The organism is Gordonia sp. CNJ-863 (assembly GCF_001942325.1).
GTDB classification, from domain to species: Bacteria; Actinomycetota; Actinomycetes; order Mycobacteriales; family Mycobacteriaceae; genus Gordonia; species Gordonia alkanivorans.
Genome location: NZ_MKKG01000026.1, coordinates 16,999 through 37,792, shown reverse-complemented (window position 1 = coordinate 37,792; position 20,794 = coordinate 16,999). Strand labels below are relative to the sequence as shown.

The 20,794-nt window shown below is 66.6% G+C and carries 21 protein-coding genes and 2 pseudogenes; 9 read left to right on the top strand and 14 right to left on the bottom strand.

Annotated features, from left to right (window positions below; genetic code table 11):
• Positions 1-263: VOC family protein (locus BJF87_RS26805; protein WP_316042970.1), on the top strand; the 263-nt coding region annotated here is incomplete at its 5' end.
• Between the two features lie 25 nt (positions 264-288).
• Here the strand turns inward: BJF87_RS26805 and BJF87_RS14925 are convergent.
• The gene (locus BJF87_RS14925; protein WP_075863418.1) at positions 289-1,944 is read right to left on the bottom strand and encodes an alkaline phosphatase D family protein; all 1,656 of its coding nucleotides are present in this window, start codon (positions 1,942-1,944) and stop codon (positions 289-291) included.
• Between the two features lie 129 nt (positions 1,945-2,073).
• On the opposite strand from BJF87_RS14925, the gene BJF87_RS14920 reads away from it, so the two are divergent.
• A complete protein-coding gene (locus BJF87_RS14920; protein WP_035752324.1) occupies positions 2,074-2,757 on the top strand; it encodes a DNA alkylation repair protein in 684 nt (227 codons plus the stop codon).
• A gap of 2 nt (positions 2,758-2,759) precedes the next feature.
• Positions 2,760-3,509, top strand: coding sequence for a DUF2332 family protein (locus tag BJF87_RS14915; protein ID WP_035752325.1), 750 nt, complete (start codon positions 2,760-2,762; stop codon positions 3,507-3,509).
• On the opposite strand, the gene BJF87_RS14910 is transcribed toward BJF87_RS14915, so the two are convergent.
• Positions 3,423-4,715, bottom strand: a complete 1,293-nt coding sequence (locus BJF87_RS14910) for an MFS transporter (RefSeq protein ID WP_035752327.1) — start codon at positions 4,713-4,715, stop codon at positions 3,423-3,425. The genes BJF87_RS14915 and BJF87_RS14910 overlap by 87 nt on opposite strands.
• A gap of 24 nt (positions 4,716-4,739) precedes the next feature.
• On the opposite strand from BJF87_RS14910, the gene BJF87_RS14905 reads away from it, so the two are divergent.
• Positions 4,740-5,321, top strand: a complete 582-nt coding sequence (locus BJF87_RS14905) for a TetR/AcrR family transcriptional regulator (RefSeq protein WP_035752543.1) — start codon at positions 4,740-4,742, stop codon at positions 5,319-5,321.
• A 42-nt stretch (positions 5,322-5,363) separates the two neighbouring features.
• Here the strand turns inward: BJF87_RS14905 and BJF87_RS14900 are convergent, their stop codons facing one another.
• From BJF87_RS14900 to BJF87_RS14880, 5 genes are all read right to left on the bottom strand, one after another.
• Complete coding sequence (locus tag BJF87_RS14900) at positions 5,364-6,242, bottom strand: hypothetical protein (protein ID WP_075863417.1); 879 nt, start codon at positions 6,240-6,242, stop codon at positions 5,364-5,366.
• Positions 6,243-6,386: 144 nt separating this feature from the next.
• Complete coding sequence (gene gdhA / locus BJF87_RS14895; RefSeq protein WP_006357540.1) at positions 6,387-7,745, bottom strand: NADP-specific glutamate dehydrogenase; 1,359 nt, start codon at positions 7,743-7,745, stop codon at positions 6,387-6,389.
• Between the two features lie 82 nt (positions 7,746-7,827).
• On the bottom strand, positions 7,828-8,316 hold the full coding sequence (locus BJF87_RS26800) for a hypothetical protein (protein WP_262338976.1): 489 nt from the start codon (positions 8,314-8,316) through the stop codon (positions 7,828-7,830).
• Between the two features lie 165 nt (positions 8,317-8,481).
• Positions 8,482-8,967, bottom strand: a complete 486-nt coding sequence (locus BJF87_RS14885) for a GreA/GreB family elongation factor (RefSeq protein ID WP_035752330.1) — start codon at positions 8,965-8,967, stop codon at positions 8,482-8,484.
• A gap of 45 nt (positions 8,968-9,012) precedes the next feature.
• Entirely contained in the window at positions 9,013-9,378 is a 366-nt protein-coding gene (locus BJF87_RS14880; RefSeq protein WP_006357543.1) for a hypothetical protein, read from the bottom strand.
• A gap of 451 nt (positions 9,379-9,829) precedes the next feature.
• Between BJF87_RS14880 and BJF87_RS14875 the strand changes: the two genes are divergently transcribed.
• Entirely contained in the window at positions 9,830-10,273 is a 444-nt protein-coding gene (locus tag BJF87_RS14875; RefSeq protein ID WP_230461930.1) for a hypothetical protein, read from the top strand.
• Positions 10,274-10,337: 64 nt separating this feature from the next.
• Here the strand turns inward: BJF87_RS14875 and BJF87_RS14870 are convergent, their stop codons facing one another.
• Positions 10,338-11,339: an alpha/beta hydrolase family protein gene (locus tag BJF87_RS14870; protein ID WP_035752334.1), complete on the bottom strand. Its 1,002-nt coding sequence runs from the start codon at positions 11,337-11,339 to the stop codon at positions 10,338-10,340.
• A 297-nt stretch (positions 11,340-11,636) separates the two neighbouring features.
• Between BJF87_RS14870 and BJF87_RS14865 the strand changes: the two genes are divergently transcribed.
• Entirely contained in the window at positions 11,637-13,013 is a 1,377-nt protein-coding gene (locus tag BJF87_RS14865) for an NAD-dependent succinate-semialdehyde dehydrogenase (RefSeq protein ID WP_035752336.1), read from the top strand.
• Positions 13,014-13,162: 149 nt separating this feature from the next.
• Here the strand turns inward: BJF87_RS14865 and BJF87_RS14860 are convergent, their stop codons facing one another.
• Complete coding sequence (locus tag BJF87_RS14860) at positions 13,163-13,636, bottom strand: helix-turn-helix domain-containing protein (protein ID WP_075863421.1); 474 nt, start codon at positions 13,634-13,636, stop codon at positions 13,163-13,165.
• 121 nt (positions 13,637-13,757) lie between these two features.
• On the opposite strand from BJF87_RS14860, the pseudogene BJF87_RS14855 reads away from it, so the two are divergent.
• Positions 13,758-14,929, top strand: a pseudogene (locus BJF87_RS14855) (acetyl-CoA C-acyltransferase).
• Positions 14,930-14,951: 22 nt separating this feature from the next.
• On the opposite strand, the gene BJF87_RS14850 reads toward BJF87_RS14855, so the two are convergent.
• Positions 14,952-15,698: an MBL fold metallo-hydrolase gene (locus BJF87_RS14850; RefSeq protein ID WP_035752339.1), complete on the bottom strand. Its 747-nt coding sequence runs from the start codon at positions 15,696-15,698 to the stop codon at positions 14,952-14,954.
• A 40-nt stretch (positions 15,699-15,738) separates the two neighbouring features.
• Positions 15,739-16,206, bottom strand: coding sequence for an SDR family NAD(P)-dependent oxidoreductase (locus BJF87_RS14845; RefSeq protein ID WP_231380853.1), 468 nt, complete (start codon positions 16,204-16,206; stop codon positions 15,739-15,741).
• Here BJF87_RS14845 and BJF87_RS14840 point away from each other — a divergent pair.
• Both BJF87_RS14840 and BJF87_RS14835 read left to right on the top strand, forming a co-directional pair.
• Complete coding sequence (locus tag BJF87_RS14840) at positions 16,195-16,839, top strand: hypothetical protein (protein WP_231380854.1); 645 nt, start codon at positions 16,195-16,197, stop codon at positions 16,837-16,839. The two genes, BJF87_RS14845 and BJF87_RS14840, sit on opposite strands and share 12 nt — an antisense overlap.
• 170 nt (positions 16,840-17,009) lie before the next feature.
• Positions 17,010-17,501: a GyrI-like domain-containing protein gene (locus BJF87_RS14835; protein WP_035752342.1), complete on the top strand. Its 492-nt coding sequence runs from the start codon at positions 17,010-17,012 to the stop codon at positions 17,499-17,501.
• Positions 17,502-17,678: 177 nt separating this feature from the next.
• Here the strand turns inward: BJF87_RS14835 and BJF87_RS14830 are convergent, their stop codons facing one another.
• The 3 genes and pseudogenes from BJF87_RS14830 to BJF87_RS14820 form a co-directional block, all read right to left on the bottom strand.
• Positions 17,679-18,830, bottom strand: coding sequence for an SRPBCC family protein (locus tag BJF87_RS14830; protein WP_035752344.1), 1,152 nt, complete (start codon positions 18,828-18,830; stop codon positions 17,679-17,681).
• A pseudogene (locus tag BJF87_RS14825) lies at positions 18,827-20,055 on the bottom strand (oxygenase MpaB family protein). Before BJF87_RS14825 ends, BJF87_RS14830 begins: the two are co-directional and overlap by 4 nt.
• A gap of 32 nt (positions 20,056-20,087) precedes the next feature.
• Positions 20,088-20,717 carry a TetR/AcrR family transcriptional regulator gene (locus BJF87_RS14820; RefSeq protein ID WP_035752350.1) on the bottom strand — a complete coding sequence of 210 codons (630 nt, stop codon included), beginning with the start codon at positions 20,715-20,717 and terminating at the stop codon, positions 20,088-20,090.
• Positions 20,718-20,794 lie beyond the last annotated feature (77 nt).

Genomic DNA, 20,794 nt, shown 5'->3' with positions numbered 1-20,794 from the left:
CGGATGATCTGATCCGGCGTATGCCGCCGGCGCTTGCTACCTGCCATGTCGTCGTCGATTCTTCCTGCCCAAACACTCGGGCAACAGAGTCGCACAACAACTGGACCACTACGAAGGGCCCACCTCAGTCCCACGAGGCCGAGGCGGCACGACTCGTCGCGCTGGGGGCGACGCGGGTCCGACGAGTCGAACCCGAACCCCCGCTCAGCGCCGGGCACATCGTCATGCTGGACCCCGAGGGCAACGAATTCTGCTTGGACTGACCGCATTTCGTAGAGAACGACGGTGCTATGTCCCCACGTTCTCTACCGATTCCCGGCCCGTCAGCGGTATGTCGCCCGCCAGACGCAGGGTGCCGTTCAGGTCGGGTTGCTCGAAGGTGACCCGCGCGTCCCGGCCGTCGACGATCAGGGATGCGATGGTGTTGCCGAACAACGGGCCGACCTCGCTGTGCCATCGGACCGGGAGCTCCGGTGAACCGCGGAAGCTCGCCCAGCGTCGGACGACCTGCGCGATGCGCGGCGACCAGCCAAGGCGGAACACGCTTTCCATGTATGGGGGTATGGCGTTGTGCACCGGCGAGCACACCAGCTGAAACACGGCCGCGCTCGTGGGCTCGTCGAATTCGGCTCGTGCGGCGTAGCTGTGGTGGACGTCGCCCGACAAGACGCTGACGGTCGCCGGTCCGGCCGTCCCGTTGCCGCGCCCGGCGACACCGCTGATCATCCGGCTCAGCCGGGTGAAGGAATCGAAGAAGGCCGGCCAGTGCTCCAGATCGGCGCCCTGCCGGATCTTCTCGGCCAGGCTGCCGACCCAGCCGTCGTGCCGGGCCCCGATCTCGTCGAGAGTCTCGACGTCGCTGAGGACGGGCGGGAGCAGCCACGGTAACGACGACCCGAGCACCAGGTGGTCCACCGACTCGATGTCGTCGTTCACCTGGCGTTCGACCCACTCGAATTCGGTGTCACCCAGCATCTTCCGTGCGCCGCCGGCGAGGATGCGGCCGTTGCGCGAGTCGATCATCGTCAGACGGGTCGCACCGAGGTTCCACCGGAAGCTGAACCGAATCCCCTTGACGCCGTCGGTTTCGGCGTCGGCACGGTCGGCGAGGTCGAGCAGATACGGCCAGCAGTCCCCGTCGATCTCCTTCACCGTGCGGTAGTCCGCGGAGGCGGCCAGTTCGGCAGGCGACAGGTTGCCCAGATGCTGGTACACCCAGTACGACGCGAGTCCGGCCCGGATCCGGTCACGCCACCACGGTTTGTCGTCCATCTCGCGACGCCAGGTGTCCGAGGTGTTCCAGTCGTCGCGAATGTCGTGATCGTCGAAGATCATCGCGGTCGGGACGGTGGACAGGACCCAGCGGATCTCCGGGTCGCCCCAGGTGTGCCGGTAGAGACCTTCGTACTCCTGAAAGCTCACCACCTCGTCAGACGGGCCGGCCGTCGCGGTCCTGGTCGACTCGAGTCTCTCCTTGACCTGTGGGGTCAGTTCGTCGGCGTAAACCTGGTCGCCGAGCAGGATGAGCGTGTCCGGCCACGCTGCGACGGGCAGGTGGCGCATGCGAACGGCGTAGCAGTCCAACGCGTCGAGGCCGAGTTTCCGGTCGATCTTCGGGTCCTCGGCCCGGGGGTACCGGCAGGATCCGAAGACGAACCGGTGATGATGGGCGGACGCGGGGCCACGGGTGCGGATGACGCTGGCCGGAAAGGTCGAATCCGGTAGCGGCCACTCCTGGGAACCATCGATGGTCACCGTGTACTCGGTCGTGGTGTCCGGGATCAGTCCGGTGATCTCGACCAGGGCGTAGTGGTTGCCGAGAACCTCGAAGGTGCGTGTTCGGCTGCCGAGGATCTCGACCTCTGCCGGTGCCTCGGTTTGGACCCAGACCAACGCGGATGTCTCGTCGACGTGCCGCAGGATCGGTCCGAGCATCAAGGCCATGCGACCCAGCGTAAGCCTCTCGGCCCTCGGTCGGGTCGGTCTCTGGTGACGTGGGATGCGATCGAGTCCGGACGTCCGCGTCGTAGGCTGACGAACGGACGTGCCGGGGCGACGACGAGGTGGAGATCGATGACGAGCAGTACCGACCTGGACGCGACTGTTGCCGAGGTACTCGCCGAGCTGGCCGATCTCGAGGACCCGAGGATCCGTACGGTCAACGAGACGCACGGCGACGACCACGGCGTGAACCTGACCAGATTGCGGGCCGTCGCCAAACGACTCAAGACCCAACAAGATCTGGCGCTGGCGCTGTGGGCCACCGGCGACACGGCAGCTCGGCTGGTCGCGCTGCTCATCTGCCGGCCGAAGGCCTTCGACGCCGCGCAGCTCGACACGATGGTCCGCGAAGCCGGACGCCCCAAGGTGCACGACTGGCTGGTCAACTACGTGGTGAAGAAGAGCGGGCACAAGGAGGAGCTGCGCCTCGCGTGGATGGACGACGCCGATGAGGCGGCGCTCAGCGCGGGTTGGGCCCTCACGACCGAGCGAGTGGCCAAGAAGCCCGACGGTCTGGACCTCGTCGAGCTCCTCGACACCATCGAGGCGCGGATGAAGGACGCTCCCCAACGCCTGCAGTGGGCGATGAACACCTGCCTGGCGACGATCGGCATCGAGCATTCCGAACTCCGCACTCGCGCAATCGGAATCGGGGAGCGACTGAGGGTGCTCGAGGACTATCCGACGTCGCCGGGATGCATCTCGCCCTACGCGCCGGTCTGGATCACGGAGATGGTCGCGCGCCAGGAGGTCTGACTGTGATCAAGCGGTCCGCGGACCACGCGGGACGGTATGCGGTGCTCTATCCGGCCATCGCCGAGGCCTCCCGACGCTGCGACGCCGAGTACATCGGCCTGATCGACGTCGGACGGCCCCTCGGACTGAATCTCAACGTCGACCGCGTGGGGATCTCCTATGGCGACGATCAACATCTGGGTGACGCATCGTCGCCGGTACAGGTGGACTGCTCGGTGGTGGGCGGCGGTCGAGTGCCGAGAACGCCACTGCCGGAGGTCGATGCACGGATGATCCTCGACCGTTCGCCGCTCGACGCCCGAGACCCCGGCGACCGCGACCGGATCCGGCAGGTCATCGAGGACTGGTCTGTTTTCGAGGCCGAGATCGGTCTGGCGGAATCGAGTTCGCCGGAACGCATTTCGGGAGATCCGGTCACGACGCTGTCAGAAGCGGTCGCACGTGTCCCGGACCGTGCGCTGCCCGTCGTTCTCACGACGTGGTCGCTGTCGCGGTTCACCCCGGAGAGGCTACGCCGCTTCGTCTACGCGGTGGGGGAGGCTTCCGCCGTGCGGAGAGTGGCCTGGGTGTCCGTCGAGGGAGTCGGTGTCGCGCCGACCGTACCGACGCTCGGGGACCGCCCGGCCTCGGGACATAGCATCATCGGCGTCACGGTCTTCGAGCCGTCAATGACACTGCTGCGCTCCGAGTTCGCCGGCGACGCGCTCGGCCGGTGCTGGTCCCGCGGAAAGCTGTTGTCCTGGTTCGCGTGACGGCGCACGTACCGAGTCGACCGACGCATCCGGCTCGTCTGCTTCTGCTCGTCGGTCTGTCCGCGCGAGTGTCGACACGGCGATCGACATCGCCGCGATCGCCGCGGCTACCACGAATGCGGCGCCATAACCCGCGGCGGTGATGATGGCGCCGAGGGCGGTGGCGCCCACGGCCTGCCCGAACACCATCGCGATGAACAGGAGTGCGGTGCCGGCCGCGGACCGAGTGGCGTCGATGGTCGAGGTCCAGGCGATGAGTGCCGACGTCGACGAGGTGAACCCCCACCCGAACAGGAGGCATCCGACGAGCGCGACCGCCATCTGTCCAGGGGCGGCAGCGACGAGGAGGATACCGGCCGTCATGGTCGAGCAGCTGAGGGTCCACGCACACGTCGCAGTCCACTTCGCCAGCGGAATCGCGGTTCCTGCCACGGCGGCACCGCCGAACCCGATCATGATCCACGCGATGATCGTGCCGCTCTGCGACGACCCGCCGCTGTCGACGAGGATCGCGCGGCCGTACGTCCACATGGCGCTCGACGCCACGCCCAACAGGACTGCGGCGGTCAGTGCCGTTCGGTGACGACGGACCCAGTCCGCGGACATGGCATTTCCTTGCTCGTTCCGATCGGCGGGATCGGGCCGGTCGGCCGTCAGGAGAGCGATCGCGATGAGCACGGTGATCACGCCGATGACGGCCCAGGTGAGTCGCCATCCGGGGAGGAACAGCAGCGCCAGCAAGCCGGCGCCGACAAGGCCGGGGCCGGTGCCGGAATTGACCATCGACTGCGCCCGATCGATGCGCTTCGCGTCGATGTTGCGCCTGACGACACTCACCATCGCGGGCGACGCCAGGCCTGCCCCGACCGACGCGATCACGGCACAGAGTCCGAAGACAACCAGATGCGCCGCTGCGGCCATACCCCAGACACCGCCGGCCGCGGTCGCCGTGGCGACGACGATCAACATGCGCGGGCACTGTCGTCCGAAGAGGAATCCGCACAGCGCGGCCAGGCAGTAGACCAGCGACGATCCCGCGGAGATGTATCCCGCCCCGGCCGAGTCGAGGGCCAGGTCTGTCTGGATGTCGGGCAGGAACAGTCCATAGGCGAGTCGCACCAGCCCGTAGGTCGCGGCGATGAACGCGATACCGGTCACGATGACCAGCCATTCGCGATCCAGACCAAACGAAAACGCGCGTTTCATATTTTCGATACTAGGCTGATGACCATGCCGGTGCGCAAGAGCTCCGAGGAGAAACTGCTCGACGCAGTTGATGACCTGGTGTTCTCGCGTGGAATCGAGACGACACCCGTCGACGCCATCCTCGCGCGTGCGGGTGTGTCGGCCGCGACGCTGTACAGGGGTTACCGCAGCAAGGAGGCGCTCGTCGCCGCCTCGCTCGAACGACGACACGAACGCTGGCGCGAGACATGGGGGAGCGCGATCGCCGCCGCGGCCGACGGCGAGGGCCGACTGCTCGCCATCTTCGACGCCATCGACGAGTTCGCCGCGCGGCCGGACGGCGCGCGATGGTGCGCGTTTCTCGGAACCGCGGCCGAGATGTCCGACCCGCCGGCCGAGATCGCCGAGGCGGTCTCGCGCGACACCGACTACATGCGCGAGACGCTGCGCGATCTCGCCGCACGAGTGCCGTGCGCGGACCCGGACCACCTCGCCGAACAGATCCTCGTCGTCGTCACCGGCGAACTCGCGATGCGTCTGCGGGACAACCCGTTACGGAAGTCGACGCTCGGCCGGGAGGTCGCCACGACCCTCATCGCGAACGCGGGCACATCTACTACGAATTGAGTACCCGTCGGCGTACTGCGGTTCGAGTACTGGCGAACCGACTCACTCGAAGTACGAGGCGTACTTGCTGTAGGGCACCTGGCCGTCGGGACTCGCCGTGATCGCGGCGGCCACCGGCTGCGGGATGGGCGCCCAGTAGGCGGGCATCGCGGCAGCCAGCGACGGTTTGACGATGTAGAGCAGCGCGAAGTTCACGATCCAGAGCGGGGGAGCCATCGACATGCCGACGGTGCTCGTCAACCCGGCCTTGGTGTTCGTCACCAGCTGCGCGGTTCCCGACATCTGTTGCGCGACAAAGCCGAATGGGACCTCGATGGTGTACGCCGACCGATAGAGCGCAATCAGGCTGTCGGTCGCTCCGTTGTTCCGCAGCCACGTACCGACGTAGCCCCCGGGGGCGATCAGCGAATTGACCTGTCGCGTGGGCGCACTCGCGTTCGCGGGACTCTGCAGCATGCCCTGCGCGTCGACGTACAGGCCGTAGCTGCCGACGACGGAGTCGCCGAACATCGGGCGACCGGTGGTGTTCGTCAGGATGAGCAGGCAGGCGTCGATGATCTTGGCGGCGTCGCGGCTGCCGCCGATACCGCCGCCGGTGAGGAGTGCACGGTACTGCTGTTCGGACAGTGCATCTTTCGGCGACAAACCGATGGCGGCGGCCACCCGATCGGCGGCCGCGGGACCGAGTGGTCGGTTCAATTGCGACGGGTCGGTGAGCTTGGGTGGCGCGACGCGCTCGAAGGCCGGAGCGCCCGAGAACGGAAGGTCGAAACCGGTTGTACTCCCCGGGGCCGCCGCTGCTCTCGGGGCGATGCCGACGGTGAGGGCGAGCGCCGCGACCATTGCGAGGACCACGGCAACGGGCCCGGATCGCAGCCGCGCGACGGGGTGACGGTGAAGTGGAGAGACCTCGATGTGCATGTGGGACCTGCCAATCGCGCCGACCTGTGAGTTGGCCAAGTGAAACCCGTGGTCACCGAGGTGTCAATAGTCCGCGCGGCCGACAGCGCCGTCGAAGAAGCCGCCGGTTCGCGGGTGAGCTCGCGAACCAGCGGCCGGTCCGGGTCAGATCAGACCGAGAGCCAGCATCGCATCGGCCACCTGGGTGAAGCCCGCGATGTTCGCGCCCATCACGTAGTTGCCGGGAGCGCCGTACTCCTCGGCGGTGTGCAGGCAGTGATCGTGGATGGAGGTCATGATCTCGGAGAGGCGCTCCTCGGTGTAGCCGAAGCTCCACGAGTCGCGAGATGCATTCTGCTGCATCTCGAGTGCGCTCGTGGCCACGCCGCCGGCGTTCGCCGCCTTACCGGGCGCGAAGCTGACGCCCGCTTCGCCGAAGATGCGTACGGCCTCGGGGGTGCAGGGCATGTTCGCGCCCTCGGCGACGATGCGGACCCCGTTCTTGACCAGCTGTGCGGCGTCGGCGCCGTTCAGTTCGTTCTGCGTCGCGCACGGGATCGCGATGTCTGTGGGCACGTTCCACAGCGAGCCTTTGGTGACGAACCGCGCCGAGGGGCGGGCGTTCACGTAGTCGCCGATGCGACCCCGCTGGACGTTCTTGATCTCCTTGAGGAGTTCCAGGTCGATGCCCGCTTCGTCGACGACGTAACCGCTCGAGTCCGAGCAGGCGACGACGCGGCCACCGAGCTGCTGGATCTTCTCGATGGCATAGATGGCGACGTTCCCCGAGCCGGACACGACAACCGTCTTGCCGTCGAGTTTGTCGTCCACTGCGGCGAGCATGTCGCGAACGAAGAAGACCGCGCCGTAGCCGGTGGCCTCGGTGCGCACCTGCGACCCGCCCCAGGCGAGTCCCTTGCCGGTCAGGACACCGGACTCGTATCGGTTGGTGATGCGCTTGTACTGGCCGAACAGGTAACCGATCTCGCGGCCGCCCACGCCGATGTCACCGGCGGGAACGTCGGTGTACTCACCGATGTGGCGGTAGAGCTCGGTCATGAAGGACTGGCAGAACCGCATGATCTCGAGATCCGACTTGCCCTTGGGGTCGAAGTCCGAGCCACCCTTGCCGCCACCGATCGGCAGGCCGGTCAGTGCGTTCTTGAAGATCTGCTCGAAGCCGAGGAACTTGACCACGCCGAGGTAGACGCTGGGGTGGAAGCGGAGGCCGCCCTTGTAGGGGCCGAGCGCCGAGTTGAACTCGACGCGGAATCCGCGGTTGACCTGTACCTGGTTCTGGTCGTCGATCCACGGCACGCGGAAGATGATCTGCCGCTCCGGTTCGGTCAGACGCTTGATGATGCCGGCGTCGGCGTAGTGCGGGTGCTTGGCCAGGACGGGTCCGAGGCTGTCGAAGACCTCACGAACGGCCTGATGGAACTCGGCCTCCCCGGGATTGCGGGTAATCACCTGTTCGTACAGATCGCTGATCTTCTCGTCGAGCACGACCACGGTGGCCACCACTTCCTTTTCGATTTCTCCAGGGAACGCCGGTGCACCCTGAACCGGGTCACCACCCCGCAGCCTATCGAGCGGCAGGAAGTATCTATAAATCCACTCGGCGCCGCGCCCAGGCGACGATCGCCGGGAAGTTCTCGGGGGCGCAATCCGACGCGCTCGTCACAAGATAGAAAGCCGAGGTCAGAGCGTTTCCATTGACGGCGGCCTCGTAGCCTGCGACACGCGCGACGTGTCGGGCACGCTCTCGTGCGACCTCGGTCTCACCCGGTGTTGATGCCTCGGCGACCACGAGCAAACCGAGCCTGCGGGCGTTGGACGCGGCAGTCAGCACGGCGTCTGTCAGTTCGTCCTCCTGCCGCCGTTCGAGCCGACGGCCACGCCAGTCCCACCATCTGCGCCGCGGCCGTGGCGCGCGACCCAGCACGGCGATGCACGACCTCGCCCCGACCGGTATGCGCCGCGCCGGGACAGGGTCGTAGCGGTCATCGCGAACCCCCGGGCCATCGAACCCGAGGTCCACGACCTCGATGCTCAACCCGTGGTTGCGGAGGGTTCGGCACAGCCTGGTGGTCAACGCGCCCGGTCGTCCGATGACGAGGACATCGGCAGTCGCCGTCGGGTTCCGAGTCGGAAGCGCGGACGGCCGAAGGTCGCTCGACGAGACCTCTGCCGGTCGTGCGCCGGCCCTCATCGGGGCGCCGCCGGACGGGCGCGACCGCGAGCACACGGCCACGCTGCGTCAGAGAAGCTCGATCCGGTGGTCTTTCACCGCTACCGTGCTCTCCTGCCCGTTGGGCAGCCGATAGGTCCGAACATCGCCGACGTCGGCGCCCAGCACCGCACGTCCGAGCGGTGAGTCGGGTGAACAGACGTCCATCCCCAGCAGGGCATACTGCTCCGGAGGTCCCACCAGGAAGGTGGTGACGTCGGTCGGATCGTCATCGAAGACGACCGTGACGACCGAGCCGACCTGCACGGTGCCGTCCGCTGCCGGTTCGGCGTCTGCCGTGGACAGGGCGGCATACAGCTGTGCGAGATGCCGGTCGAGGGTCTCGAGGCGCGCCAGGGCGCGGTGGTAGGCGTCGTTGTTGTCCAGATCGCCGGCGGCGCGGTGATCGAGGACCTCGGCACTGACGACGGCTCGATCGCGGATCTCGGCGGCCAGTTCGCGCTCCAGCAGATGTCGGGTCAGGCGGGCCCTCGGGGCAGGTGTTGCGGTGGTCATCGTTGCTTCCTCTGCTTCAGTGGCAAGAGAGTGTTGACGTCCCGGTCAGGACGTCGCGATCAGGGGCCTCGCGCGGAGCTCGAGCATCGGATGGCGTGCCGCGATCTCCGCACGCGCGATGTGGTCCAGGTCGGTGCTGAGGGTCAGAATCCAGGGCACCGACTCGGCTGCCCCGCCCGCGGGCGATCCGACCCCCGAACTCGAGTCCCACGGATCGAGCTCGAGATCGCCGAGAATGTCCCGCGACAGGCTTTCCAACTTCGATGCGGTGAGCCGGCCCGACGGATCCGCGAACGCGAAACAGGCGTCCTTGCCCACCGGCACGCCGAAGTCGTCGACATCGTTTTCCCGATGCCACTGCCGGCGCAGGAGCAGAGAGTCGGAATCCTCGACGACAAGCGAAGACTTCACCGATTTCGGAAAAGCGTTGAATGCGCGCGACGACGCCTGGTCGAGAAATTTCCTCACCCGACTCTTCGATGCGCAGACTCGGATACGACATTCCATGACAACCGCTTGCACGGCGACTCTCCCTTTCACTGAAAACCGGCCTGTCGGGCCGGTGTCACGGACTCTAGCCGAAAAAAATATAAAAGCCAGTCGGCGCCGACCCCGGGCGACCGGTCTGTGAGATCTGCTGTTCAGCAGCAGATTCGGCGACTGGACTTTTATTTTTTCTGGGCTATGGTCACGGAGGTGAGTGGGTGCCCAACCCCACTTCATCATTCATGTCAGCGAGGAATCATGGCAGAGAAGAATTCCAGTTCGAAAAAACGCCGCCAAGAGTTGAAATTGCGACGCGAGAAGAAGCGTGCGAGTGAAGACAGCTCGATCATCCGAAAACGGAAGAATGTGGGATGACGTGGATCAGAACACGCGCCTCGCAGAGGTTCTCACGTATCTCCACGACCGTTTCTCGACGCTGGCCGCGGTCGAGCGGCCGCAGTCGGAACTCCTTCGCGGATTCCGGGCGGGCATGACGTTTGCACGTGTCTGCGTCCTCGACGAGATCACGACCGAGTCTCTCCGTCCCGACGCGTTCGTCGGCGCAGCTGTGTACTCAGGGGGTCTGCGCCGGGACTTCGACATCATCCAGGGACTGGCAGACCGGCTCGAGCGAGAGGGTCGGTGGGCCGCCGACCCCGATGACAGTGAGTTCCGGGTCGGCTACCACGCCGCGTTGGGGATCGCCCGCCATCACCTCGACGTGGCTCGCCGGACGCTCGACATCCAGGAAGCGCCGGCGGGAGTGCACCGGCCGGTCCGCAGCCGATCCCGACGAGCCGCGGCCCTCACCGCCGGATAGGCGCACCTGTGCGTGGGACGGGGCGCGAGGAGCACGTCCCACGCACGGCGCTGGTCGGATACGGTCAGCGTCGGACGCCGAGGCCCTTGGCGATGGTCGGCCACGCACGGTGGAGGTCTTGGTTCCAGTAGCCCCAGGAGTGCAGTCCGGACCTGAAGTCGTAGGTGACCTTCACGCCCGCCGCGTCGGCCCGACGCTTGAAACTCTGCGTGCACTGGAGAACGACACCTTCGAGAACACCGCCCACCGGGGAGGCGAGGCCGGCGATGCCCAGCGATGGATCGGGCAATCCGTTGCCGACGGCGACGTACATCGGCTTGCCCTTCAGTACCTCCACATGAGCGGCCGGGTTGTGGTCGTCCCACGTCGAGTGGCCCACCGGTCCCCACATGTTGTCGGGGTTACCGCCGCGGGTCGACACCGACGCGGCCGTGGCCTGACGGTATTCGGGTGAACCCTGGTCGAGGCAACCGCTGAACGCCGCGACACCGCGATAGAGGTCGGGATGGCGGACGGCGATCGACATCGCGCCCAGAGCGCCCATCGACAGTCCGCCGATGACATTGCGACCGTTGCCGTTGAAGCGCTTGTCCATCAGCGGGGGCAGTTCCTCGGTCAGGAACGTCTCCCATTTGTTCCGTCCCAGAACAGGATCGGTCTTCTGCCAGTCGGTGTAGTACGCGGCCATGCCGCCGATGGGCATGACGACGTTGACCGGTTTGTCTTCCATGAACTTCACGATGTCGGTCTGGAACGTCCAGCCGCTCTGCGTGTAGTTGGTGTAGATGCCGCCGTCGATCCCGTCGAGAAGGTACAGAGTCGGGCGGGGCTTCTCACGATCTCGGGGGAGCAGCACGCTCACCCGAACGGGTCGCTCCATGGCGGCCGAGTAGACCGTCACGGTCGAACGCGTGGGCGTCGTCGGCGACACCGACAGCACGCGCGTCACCTCACGACTCGGCGTAGTGCTCGGCGCCGCGGCGACCGATCCTCGGACGGCCAGGCTCGCGGTCATGACGACGACGCCCACGCACGCGAGTACGACGGCTCTCTGCCAGATCGACATTTCTCCCCCTACTGCTTTCCGACGGTGCGCCCCCACGCTCCGCGTCGGCGATATCCGCTCAATCATGTACTAGACGCCGCCGACCCGCCGAGGTATTGGACGAGTGTCCGCGTGTCCGCCACCTGAGCTTCGCCGAATATCGTCCGAACGGACTAGCACGACCGTCTGGAGTGGACCCTGGTGCTCGTGTTTGCGTCGAGATCGCGCGGGTACCCGTTCGTGACCAGGGCCGGCCCCATCGAGTGGGCTCATCAACGCGGCCGATCTGAACCACCGACATCGGAAGGACGGTTCTCAGTGAGCACCTACGTCACCGCGAATCCCACCACTGGCGTCACCGACCGGGAGTTCCCCGGTCTCGCCGACAACGAGATCGACGGGCTCGCGGCACGGTCGCTCGAAGCTTTCGAGAGCTGGCGGCGCACCCAGGTCGCGGAGCGTGCGGCCATCCTGTCCCGGACCGCGGATCTGTACGAGCAGCGTGCGGACGAGCTGGCGTCGACGATCACGACCGAGATGGGCAAACCGGCCAAGGAGGCGGCAGGTGAAGTGCAGCTCGCCGCCGACATCTATCGCTGGTACGCCGACCATGGCCCGGACCTGCTGGTCAGCGAGGAACTCGATCCGCAGGGCGCCGAGTCGTCGATCGTGCAGACGGCGCCGATCGGGCCGCTGCTCGGTGTGATGCCGTGGAACTACCCGTACTACCAGGTGGCCCGGTTCGCAGCTCCGAACCTGCTGGCCGGCAACACGATCGTCCTCAAGCATGCGTCGATCTGCGCGGCGTCGTCGGCGTTGATGGCGGAGATCCTGCACGATGCCGGGGTGCCGCAGGACGTGTATGCGAACGTGTACGCGAGCAGCGACCAGGTCGCGGAGCTCTTGGCGCATCCGGCCATCCGCGGGGTGTCGTTGACCGGCAGTGAGGGTGCCGGCGCCGCGGTGGCCAAGGTCGCCGCCGAGAATCTCAAGAAGTCGGTCCTCGAGCTGGGCGGCTCGGACCCGTTCATCCTGCTCGACTCCGCTGACATGGCCCGGACCACTACGATCGCCGCGCGGGCCCGGCTGTCCAACGCGGGCCAGGCCTGCAACTCGCCGAAGCGATTTATCGTGCTCGACGAGCTCTACGACGACTTCGTGCAAGGGCTGGTCGAGAAGTTCGAGGCGACGACGGTGGGGGACCCGGGCGATTCGTCGACGCGCATGGGACCGCTGTCGTCGATCTCGGCACGCGACACCGTCGCCGACCAGGTCAAGACCGCGGTGGACCAGGGTGCGACGCTGCGGACCGGCGGCGCCGCGCTCGATCGTGACGGTGCCTTTTTCCAGCCGACCGTGCTGACCGATATCACTCCGGACATGGATGCCTACGCCGAGGAGATCTTCGGCCCGGTGGCCATGGTCTACAAGGTGTCCTCGGCCGACGAGGCCGTCGCATTGGCGAATGACGTCGAGTTCGGTCTGAGCGGTTCGGTGTGGAGCACCGACACCGCGAAAGCCGAGGAGGTCGCCGACCGACTCGAAGTGGGTATGGCCTACGTGAACGAGCACGGCACCACGCTGCCGGGTCTGCCGTTCGGCGGCGTCAAGCGGTCGGGCTACGGCCGCGAACTCGGACGTTGGGGCCTGGGCGAATTCGTCAACACCAAGCTGCGGCGCACGGCAGCGAAGTAGTTCGCCGGAACCCGCGGAAGTTTGGACAAGACCGGGGGTTCCTGTAAGCGCCCCGGCCTCTGGTTCGACAAGCGGGTTACAGCACCGCGTGAACGTGAGCCCGAGACTAGCAGGTGGATTCGTCTTCCGACGAATCCGTGATCGGGTACTCATCGCCGCGAGCGGTTGACCCTCACCTCGACATCCTCGGGGTCGAGGGTCTTCTGCTCGCCGGTCACCACCCCGACGCGAACCGGATTCCGGGATGCGTCGGTGATCGTGAGCGGTGCGCCGTCGGGCTGGAGATGCTCGTTTCCCCACTGCATCAGCGACATGACGACCGGGAACAGGTCGCGGCCCATGTCGGTGAGCAGATACTCGTAACGGACCCGCTGGCCAGGCTCCTGATAGGGGACCTTCGAGAAGACGCCCGCCTCGGTCAGCTCTTTCAACCGGGCCGACGCGACCGCATCGGTGATGCCGACCCGGCGGGCGAACTGGTCGAACCGGGTCGCGCCGTAGAACGCCTCGCGCAGGATCAGGATCGCTGATCGGGTACCGACCAGCTCGACCGCCTTGGCGATCGAGCATTGCGTCGCCTCCCACCGATCTCGTTCCGCGAGCGGTCCCACCAGCTTCATCATGTGCTCCATCCTACCCTGACTTGACAAGTCCATAGTCAGGGCGTAGACCTCTGACTATGGCAGACAAAAGTCAGCCACACGGGGATCGTCGTCGACGATCCGACACCGATGGAGGTCAGACATGGCAACTGCAGTCATCGTGGACGCGGTACGCACGCCGATCGGCAAGGGGAAGCCGTCGGGCGGGCTCCACGACGTCCATCCGGTCGACTTACTCGCACACAGCCTCCGGGCGATCGTCGACCGTACTGGCCTCGATCCGGCCGAGATCGACGACGTGATCACCGGAGTCGTCAGTCAGGTGGGTGAGCAGAGTTTCAACATCGCACGGCGCGCCCTGCTGGCAGCAGGTCTTCCGGAGTCGGTGCCCGGTGTGTCGATCGACCGCCAGTGCGGCAGCGGTCAGCAGGCGATCGCATTCGCCGCCCAGGGGATCATCGCGGGCACCTACGACGTGGTCGTGGCCGCAGGGGTCGAATCGATGTCACGGGTGCCGATGGGTTCGGCCGCGGCCGGGACGTCGGACCTGAACGGTGTCGCGTTCGACGAGCGCTATCCCGACGGGCTCGTCGGGCAGGGGATCTCCGCGGAACTCATCGCCGCCCGGTGGGGAATCGCCCGCACCGCGATCGAAGAATTCTCCCTTCGGTCACACGAATTGGCGGCGCAGGCGACCAAAAACGGGATGTTCGACGACGAGCTCGCACCGATCTCCGGTCTGACCGCCGACGAGGGGATCCGGTTGGGCGGCACCCTCGAGAGTCTGGCCGCCCTGCGGCCCGCCTATTACGACGAGGCGATCGCGCGGCGATTCCCCGAGATCGACTGGAGGATCACCGCCGCCAGTGCCAGCCAGATCAGCGATGGTTCGGCCGCCGTCCTCGTCATGAGCGAGGAGAAGGCGGCGGAGCTCGGGTTGCGGCCGCGGGCACGGATCCACACCATCGCGGTCGCCGGCGACGATCCGCTCCTCATGCTCACCGCGATCATCCCGGCGACCCGAAAGGTGCTCGCGCGCAGCGGACTCGACCTCGCCGACATCGACCTGTTCGAGGTCAACGAGCCTTCGCTCCGGTTGTCCTGGCCTGGACACAGGAGCTCGGCGTCGACCTCGACAAGGTGAACGTCAACGGCGGGGCGATCGCACTCGGTCACCCGCTGGGAGCCAGCGGTGCCCGCCTGGCGACCACCGGGCTGAACGCGCTGGAACAGCGGGGCGGACGATTCCTGCTCCAGACGATGTGTGAGGCAGGCGGTCTCGCGAACGCGACGATCTACGAACGCCTCGGCTGAGTCGCGCAGGCGCCGGTCGGTGTCAACTGTCGGTGTGGCGTGCGCGCTCGACGGCCGCCGCCACACCGTGGTGCCACGGGACGCCATGCCCGGGCAGGACGGACTTCGCGCCGGTGGCGGCGAGTGCGTCGAGTGAGTCACGGTTCCGCTCGAAGTCGGCGGTTGCCGACCCGGCGATCAGCCGGGGCCCGTGCGCCCCGGTATACGGATCGAGGGTGACCAATGCGTCGCCGGCGATGACCGCATCGCGGTCGGGAAAGTAGAGGGATACGTGGCCGAAGGTGTGCCCGGGCGTCGGGATCACCTCGGCCCCTCCCGGGAGCTCGCCGTTGTCGGCGAAGGCGGACACATGGGCTTCGTCTATTCCGCGGACCCTGAAGGCTCCGGCAAAGGCCATGCGACTGAGCAATTTCCACGACGGCGGGTTGCGCAGCGGAACTCCGACGCGCGTGGCGTTCTGGTGCGCGTACCGATAGGGATGAGCGGCGAGCCACACATCGTCGCGATGGATGTGGACCGGGATGCGCCACTGCTTGGCCAGGCGTCGTGCGGTGCCCACATGATCGAAATGCCCGTGGGTGACGATCAATGCAGACACCGCATCGACGTCGTGGCCCAGATGGTGGATCGCGTCGACCAGGGGACCGTACGAGCGGGGCAGTCCGGCGTCGACGATCACGAGTCGGTCGCCGTCCTCGACCAGGTACTGGTTGGTGTACGCGTGTTCCAGGCGATGGATTCCCGGTGCGACGTCGCGTTGGAAGACCATGCCTCAGCGTAACCCCGCCGGGACGTCCCCAAACCCGGGTTCACCAGGGGAGTAGCCCGTTTTCGTCCTGCAACGTGCCGGAGGGTCCGTCTGCCCCGATCGTTGCCAGTAGCACGACGGTGCGTGCGCTGTCCTCGACGGGTCGGCCGCCGGTCATCACGGTTCCGGTGGTCATGTCGGTGTCGGTGAAGCCCGGTTCGATTGCATTGAATTTGATGCCCGGTTCGATCTTGGAGTACTGAAGCGTGAGCATCGACGCCGCCGATTTGGACGCGGCGTAGAGCGCGGCGGTGAGCCCGGACTCGGGGCGGTCCGGGTTTGTCACGGCCCAGAACGATCCCATGCTGCTGGACACGGTGACGACCCGCGGGTGATCCGATTTGCGGAGGAGTGGCAGTGCCGCTTCGGCGACTCGCACGATGCCGACGGCGTTGGTGTCGAACACCCGGGAAACGGTGGGACCGTCGACGACCCAGTCGCCGGAGATCCCCGCGTTGTGCACCAGCACGTCGAGTCGCCCTTCGAGGTCATCGACTCGTGCGAGCGCCGCGGCGACCAGCCACGACGAACCCGGCGCCGTGCCCGCAAAGAGGTCGTGCCGGTGGGCATCCAGAAGCTCGTGGAGACCCTCACCCAGCCGGCGTATGTCGAGGGACGGTACTTCGACATCCTGGCCGCGAATTCGTCGGCGTCTGCGCTCTCGCCCCGGTTCTCGGTGGGACGGAACCCACTTCGGGACATGTTTCTGGAGCCGGCCGACCAAGCGCTCTACCCGGATTGGCAACACTCGACGAAATGCCTGATCGGGAACCTGCGTCGTGCGATAGGAACCGACGTCGACGACCCGCGGTTCGTCGAGTTGGTGGGCGAATTGTCCCTGGCGAGCCCGTGGTTCCGCGAGCTGTGGGCCCGGCACGACGTCAAGGCGCAGTTCGGCGCGCCCATGCAGTTCGATCACCCGACGGTCGGGGAGATGACCCTCTATCGGGAGCGGATGAGCGTCGACAGCACGCCTGGCCTCGAACTCGTTGTGTTCCACCCGGAACCGGGTAGCGCAGATGCGGAGAAGCTGTCGCTGTTGTCCTCGGCGGCGCTGCCATCGGAGGGTTCTGACGCCGGTCGCGAATGGTCGGAGCGGTGACGCGGGGCGCGCGTTCACCGGTCAGATCAGTCCGAGTTCGACGGCCCCAGCCAGGCGAGCCCGGCCGGCACGAGCGCCTCGGTACCGGTGTCGATCGAAGTCGACAAGACCTCCCGAACAGTTGACCAATGGCCCTGTGACAGGGGGCTCCGCAGAGCGATTCTGTGAGAATGCAGGACTATGAAGTGCATGAGGAGTCCCGGACCGCCCAGGTGACAGCCGTTGCGAGGTCCACGATGGCAGTCGAGGAGATCGGGCCCTGGCTGAACAAGACCTACGGGGACATCGATCGCGTGCTGTCGGAACGTCAGGCGGGTCCCACCGGGCCGCCCTTCGCTCGCTATCGCATGCTCGGTGAAGGCCGATTCGAGATCGAGGCAGGGTTTCCCACGACGTCGCCGATCGACCCGGTCGGCGACGTCGGGCCCTCCGAACTACCGGGCGGGCAGGTCGCCGTCACCACCCACGCCGGACCCTACGACGCGATGGAGCCGGCGTACAAGGCTCTGGAGACGTGGGTGAACGAGCACGGCGGGAAGGCGGGCGATCCCTGGGAGGTCTACTTCAGTGATCCCTCCACCGATCCGGCGGGCTGGCGAACCGAGATCGTCCAGCCCTTTCGACCCACCGAACCGGAGTTGACGGCGGGTACCGGTCGCTGAGGCTCGCAGTTCGGGCGGCGTCGTAGCGGCGACGATCCCGGGAGGGTTCGTGACCTCGAGCGTTCGGCGAATCCGCAGTGGTCCGACCGCCAGGTGACCAGAAGCGCCAGAGCCGGCAGGAGTTCGGCGATGTCGGCCCAGTAGTGGCGATGTCGGCCCAGTAGTACGTGAGCGCGACTAGGCCGGCCCGGTTTGCGACGACGCTCGTTGCACTGCCGCTTCGAACGCTTGAACCCGGTGGCGGGACACGTCGTATCCCGTCCTGGCCAGGAGTGAGTCGCGCATCCCGGTGTTGACCCGGCCGGCGATACTCGTCCACCACGGCTTGTGACTACGGGGTAGATCCGCGAGCAAACGGTCGGAGGCGACGGTGAACACCGGTGCGAGTCGCAGGTAATCGGGACGGAACTCGCGAAGGTCACGGTCGGGGTATCGGTCCAGGTGAAGCGCGGCCAGCGCACGCGGTAGGTCGGCGTCGATGTGCGCGGCCACTCCCGCGAGGAGTCCTTTCACGACCGGCTCGTGCGGCCGGTCCGGATCGACGATCTCGCACGTCGACCACGCGACCTGCCATGCGTCCTCGACTACACCCCCGTTGCGGTAGGCGTCGAGGTTGCCGGCGTAGTACCGGTGGAAGACCGGGATCAGGGCGAGGACCCAATCAGGGTGTGTGAGGCCGAGTTCCAGTCTTCCGGTGGCCGCCTCGATCATGGTTTCGGTGACGTACTGATAGACCCTGGCGAACCACTGCTTGGGGTCGTCCGCGCCGGCGAGCTCGTCGGCGATCTCCTGCTGCAACACACGGATCTCGAGGGCTGAGGAGACGAGGTCGTCCAGGTTGTGAGCGGTCCTCCGGGGAAGTTCGTCCGGAGAGGTCAGCGTCGCCGTGTCGAGGTCTCGGGCCAGCGACTCCATCTCCGTCAGCGAGCGCTGCACCTCGCGTCGGATCTGCCAAGCCATCAGATGCGACAACGGACGGGGGAAGAGCGTCATGTCCACCGTCCACTGCACCTCGACACCCTCCGAGGTCTCGACGACGCGCTGCTCGCCCCGATGTTCCACCAGCAGCGGACCCCCGTCGTAGACCCGGTAACGGAAGGTTCGTGGGAACTCTGCGTACTCGACGACTTCGCGGAGCCGGATCCTTCCGCCGGGGAGCGTGACCATCCGCAGCGCACCGGCGGTGTCGGGACGATCCTGCGGGCCGAGTGAGATAGGAGTGATCGGCGCGGTCGACCACCGGCACATCTGGTCAGGGTCGGTGAGTAGATGCCAGGCGGCCTCCGGGGTGCAGTCGAGGTTCTGCCGGAGGGTGAAAGTGGCGGTCATGCAACGGTCTCCAGGTGTCCTTTGTCAGCGGAGTCATAACGGTTCGAGGCGATACGGCGGAGGTCGAGCCCCAATCTCGAGGTGACGAAACGGAGTTCGCGGCGGGCCACCGCGTGCTCAGAGCCGAGCAGACCGAACCAGCGTGCGATCTCCCTGGACCGGATTGCCGGCCGAGCCAGGGTCACGAGGTGGTGCATCGGTGTGGAGCGCAAACCCATTGCGGTGGCGACCTCGTCGTCAACCCATCTCGCGGACACCGATTCGAACAGAGTCCGTAGGAACGGACGCGACAGGACGTGGACGATGTCGTTCAGTGGACCAGGTAGTCCGAGGTTGGTGCGATAGCCGTCGTCGAGAAGCGCTTTGACGAGTTCCCTGGACTCCGGCGGCGGTTCCAGGCGGAAGTCCTGCGCGATCCGATCGGTGCGGCGAGCGTCGCCGAAGTTGCGGGGGAGTCGGTGCTCCTCGATTCCCATCACCCAGCCGACCCACCTCCAGAGGTGGGTCATCGCTTCCATGTCAGCGCGCGTGTAATGGATTCCGAAGTCTTTGGCGACTCGCAGCGGCAAGACGAGGAACCTGCGGTGATGGTCAATTGGGAGTAGGTCTGATTGATCGGGACGCCCCACTGCTCGTCGTCCCAGTGGCCGTGCATGTGGAGGTGATGCCGAACCATCGCATGCACCAGCCGGATTCGTAGCGTCTCCGACCATCCGGGTTCGCCGGGGTCCATCATCCCCGGGGCGGTGGCCAGGGTGACCCATCGGCCGGTGGCGACGACGCGATCCCAGGTGCCCTCGGTCAAGCGGCCCGTGGCGACCAGCGGCCGGGTGAATCCGCGTGCCCGGTATCCGTAGATCAGTGACTGGTACAACGTGCTCGACTGGAGTGACCCGAAGCGCCACCAGGCCTCGGCACCCGCACGCGCGAGGGCGGGATCGAACCAGGAGGGAAGGTCCGTCGCCACCTCGAGGAAATGACGCAATGCGGGTGGTGCATCGGAGATCTCGGTGGGGCTGTCGAGGGCCGCGGTGATGTCCGACCATGCCCAACCCCGGCCGGAATACATCTCCGCGATCACCGCATCGGCTGCGGCGTCGCCGAGCATCAGGCCGTCGGCCATCGCGTCGACGGCGTCGGGATGCTCGGCTCTCACGTCCGTCCAGTTGCGCGCGCCGGTGATGGCGGCTGCGCGTTCGGGACTGACTGTCCACACCGAGGTCATAAAATACAGTGTGTCTTTTAGGTGGGCGTCGGTCAAGGTCTGCTGCTCGGTGCTGCGCCTCCCGCGCCTTCGAAGCCTGACCAGATGAGTCGATGCAAGTGGTCGACGAGGTCGGCACGAGGGATGCTTCGCGTTCGTGACCACCATCCGACGGCCGAGGAAACCGCTCCGACGAGGGCGTATGCCCAAGGTTCGGCGGGGGAGTCGTCTGCGCCGCGCGCCCGGAAACCGGCTCGCAGGATGTCTGCGACGGTTTCGACGATGGCACCGGGAGTGTTCTCGGCCGTCTGATCGAGCCGTCCGGTCAGTAGGTGGGCCAGCTGGGGTTCGTCGTCGAACCAGGCGGCCAGGATGTCGATGGCGGCGCGCGTCTGTTCGGCGGGATCGGCGGTTCCGCCGACGACCGAGGTGAGTCGCTCGACAATCCGTCGTGCATGTCTGGTTGCGAGCGCGTCGACCACCCCATCGCGGTCGTTGAACGCCGCGTACACCGCGGAGCGGGTGAGGCCGGCAGCTTTGGCGACTTCCGCGAGCCCGACCGCGGCGCCGGACTGGCGGATGGTCGCCTCTGCGGCGTCGAGCAACATCTCCCGTCGCGCGTCGAGGTCGACCGGGGGTCCCGGTGGTCTACCTCGACCGCGCCGGGTCGATTCTGCGGCCATCTGCACCTCCCGGTCATATCTGCGGTCCTCGTGACCTCAGGACTGCCCGGGGGACAACCCTACTCGCGCACCCGGGG

Coding starts and splice junctions, on each gene's coding strand:
- BJF87_RS14925 (WP_075863418.1), bottom strand. CDS start 1,944: ATGGCCTTGATGCTCGGACCGATCCTGCGGCACGTCGACGAGACATCC.
- BJF87_RS14920 (WP_035752324.1), top strand. CDS start 2,074: ATGACGAGCAGTACCGACCTGGACGCGACTGTTGCCGAGGTACTCGCC.
- BJF87_RS14910 (WP_035752327.1), bottom strand. CDS start 4,715: ATGAAACGCGCGTTTTCGTTTGGTCTGGATCGCGAATGGCTGGTCATC.
- BJF87_RS14905 (WP_035752543.1), top strand. CDS start 4,740: ATGCCGGTGCGCAAGAGCTCCGAGGAGAAACTGCTCGACGCAGTTGAT.
- BJF87_RS14900 (WP_075863417.1), bottom strand. CDS start 6,242: ATGCACATCGAGGTCTCTCCACTTCACCGTCACCCCGTCGCGCGGCTG.
- BJF87_RS14885 (WP_035752330.1), bottom strand. CDS start 8,967: ATGACCACCGCAACACCTGCCCCGAGGGCCCGCCTGACCCGACATCTG.
- BJF87_RS14870 (WP_035752334.1), bottom strand. CDS start 11,339: ATGTCGATCTGGCAGAGAGCCGTCGTACTCGCGTGCGTGGGCGTCGTC.
- BJF87_RS14860 (WP_075863421.1), bottom strand. CDS start 13,636: ATGATGAAGCTGGTGGGACCGCTCGCGGAACGAGATCGGTGGGAGGCG.
- BJF87_RS14850 (WP_035752339.1), bottom strand. CDS start 15,698: ATGGTCTTCCAACGCGACGTCGCACCGGGAATCCATCGCCTGGAACAC.
- BJF87_RS14835 (WP_035752342.1), top strand. CDS start 17,010: ATGCAGGACTATGAAGTGCATGAGGAGTCCCGGACCGCCCAGGTGACA.
- BJF87_RS14830 (WP_035752344.1), bottom strand. CDS start 18,830: ATGACCGCCACTTTCACCCTCCGGCAGAACCTCGACTGCACCCCGGAG.
- BJF87_RS14820 (WP_035752350.1), bottom strand. CDS start 20,717: ATGGCCGCAGAATCGACCCGGCGCGGTCGAGGTAGACCACCGGGACCC.